Genomic DNA, 15,583 nt, shown 5'->3' with positions numbered 1-15,583 from the left:
ATGGAAGACAATAATAAAAAGAAAGTAGAAGAAGAAATCAGCAGAGAACCCAATGCTGAGAATCCATTCACTTTACTTGACCTTAAGCTAACACACGTAGAAAAAGCGGCTGCAGGAGTTCCAGCTGTAATGGCTGCTTTTAGTGATTTATTTGAAGAAAAAACACCAGTTCGGGGTATGAGAGCTCTGTTCAAAATGAATCAGATGGGAGGTTTCGATTGTCCAAGTTGTGCCTGGCCCGATCCTGATGATGAACGTTCTGTCCTTGGAGAATACTGTGAAAACGGAGCGAAAGCTCTTGCAGAAGAAGCTACAACTAAAAAAGTAACTCCTGAGTTTTTCAAACAGAATTCTGTATATGATCTGGCGAAATTAGATGATTATCAGATCGGAAAAATGGGAAGACTTACTGATCCGATGTATCTGGCTCCCGGAGCAACTCATTATGAACCTATCAGTTGGGATAATGCCTTCAAAAAGATCGCAGAACATTTCAATGCACTGGAATCTCCGGATCAGGCAGCTTTTTATACATCTGGTAGAACAAGTAATGAAGCCTCTTTTGTTTATCAGTTATTTGCGAAAGAATTCGGAACGAATAATATGCCTGACTGTTCCAATATGTGTCATGAAACTTCAGGTTCAGCACTCCGCCCAACCATAGGAATTGGTAAAGGAACTGTAACTCTGGAAGATTTTTATGATGCCGAAGTGATTGTAATCATTGGACAAAATCCAGGAACCAATGCCCCAAGAATGATGAGTGCTTTGGCAAAGGGAAAGAAAAATGGAGCTAAAATCATAGCGATCAATCCATTACCTGAAGCAGGGTTGATGGGATTTATTAACCCTCAGAGCGTGAGAGAAGTCCTTACCGGTGGTGTACAGCTTGCAGATCTTTATTTACCTGTAAAGATTAATGGAGATATGGCTTTATTGAAAGCCCTGGAAATCCTTTTAATTGAATTTGAAAAACAAAATCCAGGTAAAGTTTTTGATGAAGATTTCATTAAAAATAAAACAGTAGGATATGAGGACTTCATGAAGCAGTTTGACCAGTACAAATTGGAAGAACTGGCTGAACTTTCAGGAGTATCCCAGGAAGCGCTTCGCCAGGCAGCAGAAATGATGGCTTTCAAAAAGAAAATTATCGTGAGTTGGGGAATGGGGCTTACCCAGCAGCCTAATGGGGTAGATATGATCCGTGAAATACTGAATATCCTTTTACTGAAAGGCAGTATTGGTAAACCGGGAGCAGGAGTTTGTCCTGTAAGAGGTCACAGTAATGTTCAGGGAAACAGAACGATGATGATTGATGAAAAACCTACGGATGAACAGCTTGACCGTCTTGAAAATTTCTATGGTTTTAAAGTTCCCCGCAAACATGGATATGATGTAGTGCGTGCCATAAAAGCCATTCATGAAGAAAAAATAAAAGTAATGTTCTGTATGGGCGGAAATTTCCTTTCTGCAACTCCGGATACAACCTATACGGCAAATGCTTTGAGAAAACTTAATCTGTTGGTGTGCGTTTCCACTAAACTGAACCGGGGACATCTAGTTCACGGAAAAGAAGCTCTAATACTTCCCACTTACGGAAGAAGCGACAAAGATATCGTTAATGGAGAGATACAGATCATCAGCACTGAAAACTCAATGGGCGTTGTTCAGAGTTCAAAAGGAATGTTAGATGCCGTTTCAGATAATCTTATTAATGAAACTCAGATCGTATGCCGTATGGCTATGGCTACTTTAGGGGATCGTTCTGTGGTGAACTGGCAACGTTTCCATAATAGTTATGATGCCGTAAGAGATGATATTGAGCAATGTATCCCTGGTTTTACAGACTATAATGTTCGTGTCAGACAAAAAGGAGGATTCTATCTTCCCAATGCTGCAAGAGATCACCAGAGTTTTGCTAAGGAATTTGGGGGACGAGCTCCGTTTACTTTAACGGAAATCCCAGATAATACACTGGCTCATGATGAATATATGATGGCTACAACCCGTACTCACGATCAGTTTAACACAACCATTTATGGATTAGATGACCGTTATCGTGGAATTAAAAATGAGCGCCGCGTTATATTCATGAACCAAAAAGATATTGATAAAGCAGGGTTTAAAGCAGGTGATAAGGTAGATCTTTTCAACTATGATGACGGAATAGAAAGAGTTGCTCCTCTGTTTATCATTGTTTCTTATCAGATTCCTGAAAAAAATACAGTGACCTATTTTCCGGAGACCAATGTTTTAGTATCCGTAAATAATGTGGTAAAGGAAAGTAATATGCCGGCTTCCAAATATGTGAAAATCAAGATTAAAAAACACGACCCTGAAGTGTATAAAAAAGTAGATGAAATGTTATATCAGGGAGCCATTCAAAGACCATAATTATTCTTATATTGTTGTATGAAAAAAATACTGCCTGTAGCGCTGTTATTGCTTTCCGGTTGGGTATATTGTCAGTCCGGATTCAAATTGAAAGTGAGTGGGGAAGTTCCTACTCCTTTAGAACTGAGTCTGAATGATTTATCAAAGATGCCGAGAAAAGAAGCCTCTCTTAAAGATAAAGATGGAAAAACCCATATATATACTGGAGTTTCTATCCGCGATATTCTTGCAAAGGCTGGTGCTCCTTCAGGAAAGGAACTTCACGGTGAAAATATCTCAAAATATCTGCTGGCAAAATGTACAGACGGATATCAGGTTTTGTTTTCATTGGCTGAGCTGGATGCTTCCATTGCAGATAAAAATGTTATTGTAGCAGATACGATGGATGGGAAACCTTTAGCAGAGTCAAAAGGTCCGCTTCGCATCGTTGCAGAAGGCGAGAAAAAACCTGCACGCAGCTCTTATCAATTGGAATCTCTGGTAATAGGACAGATCAGAAAATAAAATTTTAAATAAAGGCTTTACAACAAACGGTATGATTATAAGGAAGAAGGAACATTGGTTTAAAATGCTTTTTGTCTGGCATGGTTCAGTTTTGCCTGGACTGTTGCCGCGTCTTTTTTTGCTTTTTATTTTATCATTGGGCGTAGTTTATCTGCGAGGGGTTATTTTTTCCTTTAAAATTCCGCTTAATCCGGCACCATTAACGCTATTCGGGTTTGTACTGGCTTTATTTTTAGGATTCAAGAATAACGCCAGCTATGATAGATTTTGGGAGGGACGTAAATTGTGGGGCGCTTTATTAAATACTGCGCGTTCCTTAACCCGCCAGGCTTTAACCTTGAAAAATAGAAAAGAAAGCAGTGTTTCTGTATCTGAATTTATCACATTATTAGGTGCTTTTATTTTCGCATTGAAACATCAGCTGAGAGGTACAGATGCTCATGAAGATCTAAAAGAAAGATTGAATGAGGATCAGTTAAAAATAGTTTCTGCTGCAAAGTATAAACCGGCTGTCATTATGCGATTCTTGGCAGAATGGGTTCAGAAAGCAAAAGAAGAAGGAAGTATAGATACCATTCAACAGACTCGTTTTGATGAAAATTTTGATAAACTTTCCGATATTGTAGGAGGGTGTGAAAGGATTGTTTCTACACCGCTTCCTTACAGTTACCGCGTTTTATTGCACCGTACCGTATATATTTACTGTTTCCTTTTGCCGTTTGGATTGGTAGATACACTAAGGTGGTTTACCCCGCTTATTGTTGTGTTTGTGGCCTATACATTCGTGGCATTTGAGGCCATAGCAGATGAAATTGAAGAACCGTTTGGTACAGAAGCCAATGATTTAGCTCTGAACAGTATGTCTGTAATGATTGATGAAACCATTCATGAAATGGCAGGAGAAGAATTTACTGTTTCTAAGAAAGAAAAACACAATATCATAGACTAATTACAGACCTATGGAATCTTTGGAAAAAACAGCTATTTATACGATAGGACACTCTACTCGTTCTTTGGAAGAATTTATGGAGATGTTGAAATCATTCAACATTGAAGTTCTTGCTGATGTACGCAGATTTGCCGGTTCAAAGAGATATCCGTGGTTCAGTAAAGAAAATCTGGAGAAAGTATTGCCTGAAAATTCTATTGAATATATCCATTTTGAAACCTTGGGTGGACGAAGAAAAGTACAGCCCAATTCAGTCAACAGCCGTTGGAAAAATGAATCTTTCCGTGGTTATGCTGATTATATGCAGTCTGAAGAATTCATTAAAGCCATTAAAAAACTTGAAACAATAGCAAGATTAAAAACAACTGCATTCATGTGCTCAGAAGCTGTATGGTGGAGCTGTCACAGATCAATGATCTCAGATTATCTAAAAGCAAAAGGATGGGACGTAGAACATATTATGAAGATTGGAAAATCAGAAGAACATCCCTACACAGCACCTGCAAGAATCAGTGACGGAAAGGTTTTCTATTCAGATGCAAGTTTATTTGACTAAAAAAAATATTGGTGGCAGATAAAACCTATGTATCTATGTGGTAAAAATATAAACCACATAGATACATAGGCTAAGAATAAAGAGAAAGAATCAATTATTTCTAAAGTGAATCTATGTTTTAAAATAAAACTTAGTGGGTGAAAATTATGGTTGTATCCCATCAATACCATTTTGTAAAGAAAACACTTCCTTTTCAGGAAACATTTTTTTAATTTTTCTCACAGCTTCCCTACTTCGTTTACCGGACTGGCAGTACATCACTATAGGGGTTGAAACCGAAGAAAGAAAAGGGATGTGCTTATCCAATTCATCCAGTGGAATATTTTTTCCACCAATATTAAACTGTTGATGTTCCTCATTTGTTCGTACATCTATAATTTCAAAGTTTTTCTGATTTGGTATAAATTCTTCATAACTTACAAGCTGAACAGTCTGTGGAAGAGCGGTGATCTGAACAGAAGTTTTTCTAAGTTTAATGACTTGGGTTCTGCCATTCATGACATCCATCATCCATAGTTTTCCGGCTAAAGTTTCTTCAGACCTGATGAGGTATTTTATAGCCTCGTTAGCCTGCATACAGCCTACAATTCCGGCCAAAGTAGGAATTACACCACCTTCTCTGCAGTTAGGAACCTGAGATTCTTCCGCATTGGGGAAAACATCGCGATAATTAGGAGAATAAGTACCATCTTTTTGTAAAACATTCCAGATGCTTACCTGACCTTCATCTTGATAAATAGCTCCATACACCAAAGGTTTTCCTGCTAAAACACAGGCATCATTCAACAGACATTTGGTTTCAAAATTATCTGTTCCCTCAATGATGAGGTCAAATTCTGAAATCAGTTCCATCACATTGGAAGAAGTGATGCGTACTTTATAGGGAATAATGGATACAGAAGGGTTTTGTTGTTGTAATCTTTTGGCTGCAACATCAACTTTATAAGCTCCTACATCTTCAGGACTGTATAAAATCTGACGATGGAGATTACTCAAAGAAACAATATCATCATCTGCAATAGCAATTGTACCGATACCGGAAGAAGTAAGATATTGGGCCGTAGGACAGCCAAGTCCACCCATACCCACAATAAGAACTTTTGCATTTTTCAACAGTTCCTGGGATGCCATACCAAATCCCGGTAAAGCCATCTGACACTGATAACGTTCAAAAGATGTACTCATAGTTTGTTTCTTTTTTTACTTTTCTTTTAGCCATGAATGCACAAATTTTTTAATGTTTACGATTCTGTTTATTTCTATTAATTTATCTATAAGAATTCTTGATTCTAATCATTACATCTGATAGTCTTATTCGTGCATTCGTGGCGTTTAATATTCCCTCGCAGATCATGCAGATGGCGCAGATTTTTCACAATCATCTGCTTAATTTGCATCATCTGCGAGATATAAAATTATATTCACAAGAATACAGTATTCAATTTTATCGCAGATAAAATCCTTGCGCCTTGAAAACACAAAGAAGAAAACAATTGGCGCCTTTGCGTTTTCCAACAAAATTAACTTTTTAGAATCCGGTGAGCTTTTTCAGCATCCTCAGGCGTATTCACATTCATTAAAGCATCTGGATTATGAGGTTTCAAAATCAATGTATCACTATTGATTAGAACCTTTCGCGGACACATATTTCCGATTCCCAGAAATTGAAGCAGCAAAGGATAGCTTTTAGGCTCCCAAATAGTGATTAAAGGTTCTGGCAATCCATCAAAAGGACTTTCATAAGTAGTTGCAGCTTTTTCAGGATCTCGTGACTGTACTAAGAATTCCAAAGATTTTGGATCCAGTAAAGGAAGATCACAAGCTACCACCAACCATGCCTTATCTCTTTGAGAACGTAGTGCTGAGAGGATTCCGCCAAAAGGTCCCATATTCAGGAATGTGTCGGTAAGAGCTTTATAATTGGGATCAAAGTTTTCCAACTGATCCTGTCTGCAGGAGATGAAAACCTCATCACAAAATGGAGCCAGAAGATCTGCCGCAAAATAACGCTGTTCTTTTCCATGCCATTGAAGAAGATCTTTAGCTTTTCCCATTCTTACACTCTTTCCACCAGCGAGAACAAGACCATTAATTTTAGGAACGGCATCAGACTCTTTTGAAATCATTTTTTCCACCTGATTTTTCTATTAATTTTATTTCTTTGATAATAATATCATGGCTTAATGCTTTGCACATGTCATAAATAGTCAGTGCTGCAACAGAGGCACCAGTAAGAGCTTCCATTTCTACTCCTGTTTTAGATTCTATGCTGGCAGTACATTCTATGACAATATCGTTTTGCTCGTTCAGTTCTATCTGTAAATTACAGTTATCAAGTCCGATGGGATGGCAAAGAGGAATGAGCTCACTCGTTTTTTTAGCTCCCATAATTCCTGCGATAATGGCAATCTGGAATACAGACCCTTTTTTTGTGTTGAAATCGTCCTGTTGTAAAGCTTCCAATACATTTTCAGGCAAAGAGATTATGGCTTGTGCAACAGCTTTTCTTTTGGTTACACATTTTCCACCAACATCTACAATAACAGGCTGTCCGTTTTTATTAAGATGAGTAAATTCTGACATATCTTCTTTTTTAACCACAGATGCGGTGTTTTTGGGCCACGAATTCAAGAATTTCTATTTACATGCTTTTTTAATTGAATAATATATTCAGCTATTTTTGCATGATCATCTATGTGCCCATGTGGTTTAATTATTTTTTTGAACCACCTAGATACATAGGCTTTTAGAAGTTATACTTTATGCATTGTATTCGTGCATTCGTGGTATTTTATACGTTATTTTAGTTATTATATTTCCATACCCGGTATACTTCTCCTTTTTTAAAGGTGTTCTTTTCCAAAGGAAGTTCCATAAAAGCATTAGTATCCGCAAGGTGGGAAAAATCTCCTGAACCATTTGTATTTACCGATTCAGCAGTGAGCTGCCCCAATTCATTTGTCCCCAATTTCACCTGAACAAAATACTGGAGCGAAAAAGGTACCTCAATATCATTCTGTAATACTGCAAACTGAGGCGGGTTTCCTGATATTTCCAAAGACTTTTCCAGCCACGGAATAAAGTATCTGTGTAGACACATAAATACCGAAACAGGATTTCCCGGAAATGCAAATACAAGTTTCTGTGTATCATTTTTGCCAAACCAAAATGGCTTTCCTGGTCTTTGTTTTATTTTGTGAAAAAGCTTTTCAATCCCCAGTTCTTCACAAACCTGAGGAAGATAATCAAATTTTCCCATAGATACACCGCCACTCATCAAAAGAACATCATATTCCTGGATGCAGCGGGAAATTTCTTTTTTAATCTCTTCATAATCATCGTTGAGGTGAAGAGTATCTGCTTCAATATGGTATTGTTTTAAAACAGACTGTATTGTAATTCCGTTTGAACGTCTTAACTGATAAGGAGAAGGAACAGATTCCGGGCTTACCATTTCATCTCCCGTAGAAATGATGATGATTTTAGGCAATTTTTTTACGGCGATAGAGGTTTTTCCAATGGAAGAAGCTATTCCAATAATGGCTGGAGTAATAATCTGATTGGCTTTTACCAGAATTTCTCCTTCTTTTTTATCTCTGCCCTTAAGGTGGATATTCTGTCCTTGTTTAATATCAATAGTAAGGGTTGCAATTCCATTATGTATTGAAATATCTTCATACCGGATAACAGTATCTACTGAACAGTCCAAAGCAGCACCGGTCATGATTTCTATACATTCCGTTTCCGACTCAATAGGTATTGAGGCTTCTCCAGCAGATTGTATCGCTTTTACAAGGAAGGAACGACTCCCTTTTTCATAGGCGGAATAACGGATGGCAATTCCATCAACAGTAGGTCGGTCAAAAGGCGGTAAATCCCGATCTGCGGTAAGATCTTCTGCCAAAACTCTTCCTAATGCCTGGTCATAAGCAATATATTCGGTTCCAAAATCATTCGTTTGGGAAAGTATAATGTCTTCTGCCTGTTGTACGGTTATCATTTCCATAGTTATCCTCCGATTGTAGCCATCGACTGATGAATAGATGAAGCGTTAAGGCTCTGCTGTTCTGCTTCCCATCCGTCTTTGGGTTTATGGTGTATGCTGTTGATTATTATATTTTTTAACTCGTTGTCAGTACTTCCTGAACGAATCATATCTTTTAAATTAATTCCTCCGCCTTCGTACAGACAGGTCCTCAATATTCCGGAAGGAGTAATGCGTATTCTGTTACAGTCTCCACAGAAAGAACGGGTATAGGCTGCAATAATGCCGATATTTCCTATAAATCCAGGGATTTTATAATTGTAAGAGGTGGAACTTTTAGGATCTGCCATTTTTTCTATAGCAGGAAAATGATCTTTGATATAGCTATAAATTTGAGGATAATTCCATTTGGGAGCAACTTCAGAATCATTATTTCCATTGAAAGGCATTTCTTCAATAAAACGGACATCTACCGGTAGGTTTTTAGTAAGTTCAACCAAAGGAATAATATCTTCAATATTCTGTTGATCCATTACCACTGTATTAATTTTTACCTTGATTTGGTGTTTCAACAAACTGTCCAGTGTATTCATCACCTTATCAAAGCTTTTACGGCGGGTGATGTTGAAAAAACGTTCCTCATCCAACGTATCAAGGCTAAGGTTAACAGATTTTACCCCGAATGATTTCAGTTGTGGGATGTATTGCTCAGTAAGAAGCCCATTGGTGGTTAAACTGATATCAGTAAGCCCATGAAGCTGTGCTATTTTTTCAATAAGGCTGATACAGTTCTTTCTGACAAAAGGTTCACCGCCAGTGATTCTGATTTTATCTACTCCAAGATCCGTAAATACAGAACATATACGGAGCATTTCCTCATCAGTCATAAGATCATTCTGTTTAATCCATGGAAGTCCATTTTCCGGCATACAGTAAGTACACCGAAGGTTGCATCTGTCCACAACGGCCAGTCTCAAATAGTTGATAGGTCTTCCGAATTTGTCTGTTAACATATGAGTATAGGAACAAGATCCTTACACAAATATACTTATTGTTTTAACGATAAACTAAAAATATCCCTATTGAAAATTAATTGTTAAAAAGTAGGGTAATACATGCTAAAAGTAAGATATGTAGAGTGATATAGCTACATTCTGTTGCTTTTTGATCACCTTTTGTATCGTCAATGATGTGAAAACAGGATATTCTTATCACGGTTTCTGATATTTCTGAAAGCAGCAGAAGACTGTATCTTTGCACACTGCTAAAAACAACAGGAAATAAAAAATGTATTGTAGGTTCATTGAAAACAATATATAAGAGATTTTCATAAATTAGTATTGAAAAGGTTGGTATGATAATAGATAAAGAGTTGATTAATAAAAATTCAGTAGAAGAAGTGTTTAACAAAGGAATTGACGTGGTTTTTCAGGATGAGATCAGTGGTGATTCACTTAATTTTTTTCCTGATAACTGTTTTACCATTATCTTATTAGATCAATGTGAGGGTGGAAAATGCACAACCGGCCTGAATCAGTATGGTTTAAAAGCTCAGCAATTATTCATCCATCTTCCTAAAAGAGAATACAAATGGGAACTGGCTCCTGATACAGTTGGAAGAAGATTGATTATTAATGATGAAATCCTTAAGACTTTTTCTCCAACTCTTAAATTCACTTTTTCCTCTTACAGCAAATATGAAATGATAGCGCCTGATGATGAAACCTATCACAGGTTCAGTCTTGAGTTCAATGCTATCAGAAAGGAAATTGCTGCTGATGTTGTATTTCCGGAACTTATCAATGCAAGAGTAAGGCTTTTAGCTCTTATTATCAATCTATGGGTAGAACATGCTTATGGAAATAAAGCCTTAAGCACTCCGGACAACCTTGCTTTCCGTTTTCATATGCTGGTGGACAAATATTATAAAACTCAAAAGAATGTGGCTTTTTATGCTGATGAGTTATGCATTACGCCTAATTATCTGGGCGTTATTTGCAGAAAACAGTATAAAATATCACCTCTTGAGTTTATCAAAGAAAGAATTATTCTTGAAGCTAAAAATCTGCTCCATAGTTCAGATAAATCCATTAAAGAGATCGCTTTTGAATTAGGGTTTCAGAACTTTTCTCACTTTTCCTATTTATTTAGGGTGAAAACCGGATCTACTCCAAAAAATTACAGAAAGAAACTGGAAGAAACAAAGCCGGATTCCGAATAAGCATTAAATAGACATCACAGTACGGAATACATGAACCGCATTCCCTGTAATTCTGATGATCTCCGGGCTATGGTTTTTTACACTTACCTCAACTTTCATCTGTCCGATTCTATTGATGGCTTCCCCTTGTCTTCCGATAAATTCAAAAGTTCCGTCAGCAACATCTACGATTTTATTCTGAATAAGATAACCACCCAAAGGTCCATTGGCATTGCCTGTAACAGGATCTTCCTGAATACCGATGGCAGGGGCAAACATCCTTCCATAGGTTAAAACGTCTTTGTCATCAGAATCAAAAGTAAATACAAAATAACCATTACAACCAATTTCTTTGCTGAGATGGGCTAAAGCAGTAAAATCAGGAGTCAGATGATTCAGTAAAGTTCTGCTGTTAATACCTATCATCACTTTAGAATGACCTGTAGAGGCAATCTGTATTGGACATTTTTCATTAAGATCTTCCTTCTTTAAGCCTAAGGCATCCACAATTCTTTGATTTATGGAAGGTTCAAAAGCAGGTTTCAAACTAAAACTTCCCTGGGTCATCGTGATTTGATAATCATGATCTGTTTTTAGAATGTCGATAGGTAAAATGCCAACCTGAGTGTTGATTTTAATAGTACAGGATTCTAACTTGTCTTCTATAGCTTTGGCATAAAGGGCTCCAATGGTGGCATGTCCACAAATAGGAACTTCTGTGGTAGGAGTAAAGTAACGTACATGATAATCAAAATCGTCGTTTTGATCAGGAGTAAGCACAAATGCTGTTTCTGAATTGTTAAGTTCCCTTGCAATGAGCTGCATTTCCTCAGCTGTCAGACTTTCAGCGTTTAGTACAACGCCTGCAGGATTTCCTTTGAATTTTTCTTTTGTAAAAGAATCAATTTGATACACGATTACTTCCTTCATCATAACTTATTAAATTCAGGATAAAGATAGGTATATGTATTTGGTTGGGAAACGCAAAGACGCTATTTTTTTTAAGGCGTTTTTAAGGCGCAAGGATTTTATCTGCGATAAAATTGAATGCTGAATAGCCAAGTATTAAAAAAAATCTGCGAAATCTGTGTGATCTGCGAGAATATATAAATCGTCATGAATACACGAATAGTTCTAAGAACAAAGGGAATAAATTAGCAAATAAGCATTAAAAATATTCGTGCATTAATGGTATTTATTTAGTCATCATTTAACCATTCAAGGAAGTTTTGAACCCGTACGCGGCTCACCACAATCTCATGGGGACATGATGGCTCAAAATCAATAGCTAAGCGGCTGTTCACCACTTTTCTAATTCCTTTAATGGCCTTAATATTAGCAATACAATTTCGGGAAACTCTGAAAAAGAGATCTTGTGTAAGTTGTCCTTCCAGTTGATCCAGAGTATAATTAATGATATATCTTTTGTTATCAAATGTATGCAGCATTACTACTTTTTCTTCACTGTAGAAGCAGGCAATATTTTTTGATTCCACGTATAGGTATCCGTCCCGGGAGTGAACAAGAAATCTGTTTTTTACCTTTTTCATCAGGGAAGATTCTACCATCCGAATGCCTATTTCTTTTTGTTCTTTGTCAAAATGAAGGTCTTCAAGCTTAATGAGAGCACGCTCAAGCTCATCTTCAGAAATAGGTTTTAAAAGATAATCTATGCTATTGACTTTAAAAGCCTGTATGGCATATTCATCGTAAGCCGTTGTAAAAATAATAGGAACCTCTACTTTAATAGGATTAAAAATTTCAAAACAGCTGCCATCTGATAAACTGATATCCATCAAAATAAAATCAGGTTTATGTTCCTGCAAAAACTCAACAGATTCCAATACACTTTCTGTTCTTCCCAATAACTGATAATCTGGCCTAAGGTTTTCTACCATTCGTTTCAGTTCAGAAAATGCCAGGCGCTCATCCTCAATAATTAAATATTTTTTCATTCTACGAAAGGTATTTTGACGATAAAATCATTCTCTTCTTCTATTATTCTGAGTTTTTTATGATAACGGTCGTATTGTGTATTCAGAAAAGATAACCCAATTCCTTCTCCTTTGGTGATATCATTCCGCAAAAATATTCTATTTCTGAAAGATATTCCGTTTTCATCCACAGAAATGTAGATCAATAGAGGATTGGCAGCAGAACTTACATTGTGTTTAAAAGCATTTTCCAAAAGAAGTTGAAAGCTGAAGGCGACCAATTTACGGTGTTCCCATTGTTCAGTAGGCTCAATTTCTATTTTAAAGCCATTTTCAAATCTTATTTCCATCAGAAACAGATATTGCCGGAAGAAATGCATTTCCTCCTGTAAAGTATTCAGGGGCTTTTTACTGACAGATAAAACCTGTCTGTAGACCTGTGATAAGGCTTTGGTATATTTATTAGCCTGTTCTTGATTTTCATAAATGAGAGAAGACAAAACATTCAGAGAATTGAATAAGAAGTGAGGATTTACCTGTGCTCTTAATGCATTATACTGATACATCAGCATATCCCGTTTAGCTTTTTCAGTAGCTTTAATCGCTTTACGTTCCGCTTGAAAGTAAAACAGCAGATCAATGACCAGAAGGATGGGCAAATTGGCAGTAATATTGAGAATAAGGCTTGTTTTATAAGAAATTGACTGTCGGATTCCCACATCCATTAGCTCCGTTACTGTGAAGCTGAAGATGATATAGAGAAGAGCACATAACAGGATATTACTTACAAACAGAGCGGAAGCATGTCTATATAAACTGTTGTGCAGTGGAGTAATCTCATTAATAAACTTAATCAAAAGATAATCCAGAAACGTCATCACCAGAACAATAGGATAGAAGATAGCAAACTGAAGCAGAAAATTATCCCATAAACTGCTTTTTGAAAGAATGCTGCTCTTCAAAATCGTATTGAAAAAAATGATTTGGTATATGGTGTATAGAGTAGTCACCAAAAAATAATAGAGCGGAAGCACATATCTTTTGGTTTTCATTTCCTGATTGGGGAATACTTCAGAAAGATCCATATGAAGTTCAGTGTATAAAATAGGTTGGTATTTCTTATTTGTGCCTTTTTGCAAAGTTATATTTTATCCCTGCAGAAACATAGAATGAAGGGTCAAAAGTTGCATTTCCCCATTTAAGAAATTGAGAAGGCTCTCTGTCACGATAACGGTCTGTACGTCCGAAGTTAGCACCAAAAGCACCGCTTACTGTCCAGTTATTGAAACTATATTCCGGTTCCATTCCCAAACTTACATAATGATGGTCGAAATATTTCTTTTGTCCTTCGATCTTGGCAAGAGACAAGAAAAACTTGGGCCGGTTAACAATACGCAGCGCGAATGCCTCATTAAATCTGTACCCTACAGAAAATTTTGGAGTATAGCTTAATTCAGCATGATATTCCATTCCACGGGCTTTTTCACTGTGGTACTGGAAGTAAGGGAAAGGAATAAGCATAGGTTTGTCAAACGCATTATTTCCAACAAGAGCAACTCCAAGTTTTATTTTAGGGCGAAGCTGCCATATAAAAGAGGAATATACATTAACCACAAGGTTATCCATATCTAACTTTTTCAGATCGGTATGGGTAGAGTAGATCCCTGCGGATGCTCCACCAATGAACATCAGTTTTTCGTTTAATGGCGTCATATACATTACCCCAAGATCTGCCGAAGCCATTTCTTTAGGCAGAGCTTCAGCTGCTATTCCATCATTACTGAATGAAGTATAGGAAGCATTAAGCGTTGCTGCCCATAGGGAAGGCTGTTGATAGTTTGATGGTTTTACACTTACAGGAATGGTAGCTGTGAAAGTAGTGGTGAGTACTGAACTTTTTCCCTCCGTCTTATCTCCGTTATCATTGATGTACTTTTGCTGAGGTAGATATTCAGATCTCAGTTCTATTTGTGCAAAAGCATAAGCTGTCTGTGTGAATGCAGCAATAATCAACCATTTTTTTCTCATTATTTTCTTTTTTTGATACCACAAAGAAACTTTAATATTTGTTCAATTTACTGTAGTTCAGTACGTTAAAAGATGTACTGTAGAATAAAATAGATGAAGTGCAGTATTTCTAAGATGAATTTTAACTGTTGGAAATGAAAATGCACTTATAAATTGGTTTTTTGTGAAATTAAGCACTTGGAATAAGATCGAAAATGCCACAAATGCACTAATAAAATCATTCGTGCATTTGTGGCAAAAATAAGCGGTACTCAATTTTATCGGAGATAAAATCTTTGCGCCTTAAAACGTGTGGAAAGGAAAAGAAAATTAGCGTCTTGGCGTTTTCCAACAAAATTCTATGTACCTATTTATGGTTAGAATTTTTTAAACCACATAGATTTCTATGTTAATAAGCAAGTATTATAAGTGTTTTTTATTGATAAAAATTCTTCTTTTGGAAAAAATGGTTGTTTTCGTTTGATTACGGCCATTATTCGATGTACTAATTTGTTTCTTATAGCATTAAGAACACTCATTTTATTTTTACCCTCTTCTACTTTTTCTCAGAAAATAGTTTTTTAATTCCTTATCTGCTCGTATACTTGCCATGGCAGATAAATGAAGCAGCTTTTTCAGTTTTTGATTCGCCATTTTCGATACACGTTCTTTTTTTACGATGGTTCCTGATTGATTTTTGAACGGAACTACTCCCGCATAACAAGCCAGATGTTTAGCGTTATCAAACGATTTGAAGTTATTGGTAATGATGATCAAATTAAGAGCACATTGAGTTCCGATTCCAGGAATGGAAATCAAAAGTTCTTTGTTTTTCTTAATCTTATCTTGGATTTCCATGAGCTCTGAAAGCTGATTTTCTATTGTTTTTATAGATGTGGTAAGAGTTTTCAGCGTTTTTGAAAAGGCTTGGGTCAATAGCTTAAACACATACACATCGTGACTTTTGGCTTCCCTTAATTGATTTTCCAAAGCCGTTTTTTGCAATAGTAAAGTATCACGGGATTTAGCCAGCACGTTCATTCGTTGTATAACT

At 36.6% G+C, this 15,583-nt stretch carries 15 protein-coding genes; 5 read left to right on the top strand and 10 right to left on the bottom strand.

What is annotated here, in order from left to right; genetic code table 11:
- From AC3HD6_RS23095 to AC3HD6_RS23080, 4 genes are read left to right on the top strand one after another with little or no spacing between them, the layout of a single operon-like run.
- A complete protein-coding gene (locus AC3HD6_RS23095; RefSeq protein WP_488898457.1) occupies window positions 1-2,394 on the top strand; it encodes an FdhF/YdeP family oxidoreductase in 2,394 nt (797 codons plus the stop codon).
- 18 nt (window positions 2,395-2,412) lie between these two features.
- Window positions 2,413-2,898, top strand: a complete 486-nt coding sequence (locus tag AC3HD6_RS23090; RefSeq protein ID WP_488898456.1) for a molybdopterin-dependent oxidoreductase — start codon at window positions 2,413-2,415, stop codon at window positions 2,896-2,898.
- 31 nt (window positions 2,899-2,929) lie between these two features.
- The gene (locus AC3HD6_RS23085; protein ID WP_488898455.1) at window positions 2,930-3,847 is read left to right on the top strand and encodes a bestrophin family protein; all 918 of its coding nucleotides are present in this window, start codon (window positions 2,930-2,932) and stop codon (window positions 3,845-3,847) included.
- 10 nt (window positions 3,848-3,857) lie between these two features.
- Window positions 3,858-4,403, top strand: a complete 546-nt coding sequence (locus AC3HD6_RS23080; RefSeq protein ID WP_488898454.1) for a DUF488 domain-containing protein — start codon at window positions 3,858-3,860, stop codon at window positions 4,401-4,403.
- A gap of 144 nt (window positions 4,404-4,547) precedes the next feature.
- Here the strand turns inward: AC3HD6_RS23080 and AC3HD6_RS23075 are convergent, their stop codons facing one another.
- The 5 genes from AC3HD6_RS23075 to moaA all read right to left on the bottom strand — a co-directional run bounded on the left by AC3HD6_RS23075 (window position 4,548) and on the right by moaA (window position 9,401).
- The gene (locus AC3HD6_RS23075; protein ID WP_488898453.1) at window positions 4,548-5,588 is read right to left on the bottom strand and encodes a ThiF family adenylyltransferase; all 1,041 of its coding nucleotides are present in this window, start codon (window positions 5,586-5,588) and stop codon (window positions 4,548-4,550) included.
- A 335-nt stretch (window positions 5,589-5,923) separates the two neighbouring features.
- Window positions 5,924-6,529: an NTP transferase domain-containing protein gene (locus AC3HD6_RS23070; RefSeq protein ID WP_488898452.1), complete on the bottom strand. Its 606-nt coding sequence runs from the start codon at window positions 6,527-6,529 to the stop codon at window positions 5,924-5,926.
- Complete coding sequence (gene moaC / locus AC3HD6_RS23065; RefSeq protein ID WP_488898451.1) at window positions 6,510-6,986, bottom strand: cyclic pyranopterin monophosphate synthase MoaC; 477 nt, start codon at window positions 6,984-6,986, stop codon at window positions 6,510-6,512. The genes AC3HD6_RS23070 and moaC overlap by 20 nt, the downstream gene beginning before the upstream one ends.
- A 220-nt stretch (window positions 6,987-7,206) precedes the next feature.
- Entirely contained in the window at window positions 7,207-8,409 is a 1,203-nt protein-coding gene (locus AC3HD6_RS23060) for a molybdopterin molybdotransferase MoeA (RefSeq protein ID WP_488898450.1), read from the bottom strand.
- Window positions 8,410-8,411: 2 nt separating this feature from the next.
- Window positions 8,412-9,401 (bottom strand): GTP 3',8-cyclase MoaA, encoded by a 990-nt coding sequence (gene moaA / locus AC3HD6_RS23055; RefSeq protein ID WP_488898449.1) that lies wholly within the window; start codon window positions 9,399-9,401, stop codon window positions 8,412-8,414.
- A gap of 341 nt (window positions 9,402-9,742) precedes the next feature.
- On the opposite strand from moaA, the gene AC3HD6_RS23050 reads away from it, so the two are divergent.
- Window positions 9,743-10,609: a helix-turn-helix domain-containing protein gene (locus AC3HD6_RS23050; RefSeq protein WP_488898448.1), complete on the top strand. Its 867-nt coding sequence runs from the start codon at window positions 9,743-9,745 to the stop codon at window positions 10,607-10,609.
- Window positions 10,610-10,612: 3 nt separating this feature from the next.
- Here the strand turns inward: AC3HD6_RS23050 and AC3HD6_RS23045 are convergent, their stop codons facing one another.
- The 5 genes from AC3HD6_RS23045 to AC3HD6_RS23025 all read right to left on the bottom strand — a co-directional run.
- The gene (locus tag AC3HD6_RS23045) at window positions 10,613-11,521 is read right to left on the bottom strand and encodes a PhzF family isomerase (RefSeq protein WP_488898447.1); all 909 of its coding nucleotides are present in this window, start codon (window positions 11,519-11,521) and stop codon (window positions 10,613-10,615) included.
- Window positions 11,522-11,787: 266 nt separating this feature from the next.
- Window positions 11,788-12,543, bottom strand: a complete 756-nt coding sequence (locus tag AC3HD6_RS23040; RefSeq protein WP_488898446.1) for a LytR/AlgR family response regulator transcription factor — start codon at window positions 12,541-12,543, stop codon at window positions 11,788-11,790.
- Window positions 12,540-13,661: a sensor histidine kinase gene (locus AC3HD6_RS23035; RefSeq protein ID WP_488898445.1), complete on the bottom strand. Its 1,122-nt coding sequence runs from the start codon at window positions 13,659-13,661 to the stop codon at window positions 12,540-12,542. The genes AC3HD6_RS23040 and AC3HD6_RS23035 overlap by 4 nt, the downstream gene beginning before the upstream one ends.
- Window positions 13,642-14,550 carry a DUF6268 family outer membrane beta-barrel protein gene (locus tag AC3HD6_RS23030; protein ID WP_488898444.1) on the bottom strand — a complete coding sequence of 303 codons (909 nt, stop codon included), beginning with the start codon at window positions 14,548-14,550 and terminating at the stop codon, window positions 13,642-13,644. The genes AC3HD6_RS23035 and AC3HD6_RS23030 overlap by 20 nt, the downstream gene beginning before the upstream one ends.
- A 525-nt stretch (window positions 14,551-15,075) precedes the next feature.
- Window positions 15,076-15,583 (bottom strand): transposase (locus tag AC3HD6_RS23025; RefSeq protein ID WP_488898443.1); only part of this gene is annotated, 508 nt, incomplete at its 5' end.

The sequence above is a fragment of the Chryseobacterium sp. II3a genome (assembly GCF_057815135.1).
Note: the sequence above shows the minus strand (reverse complement) of the source record. Positions and strands in the feature narration are given on the sequence as shown.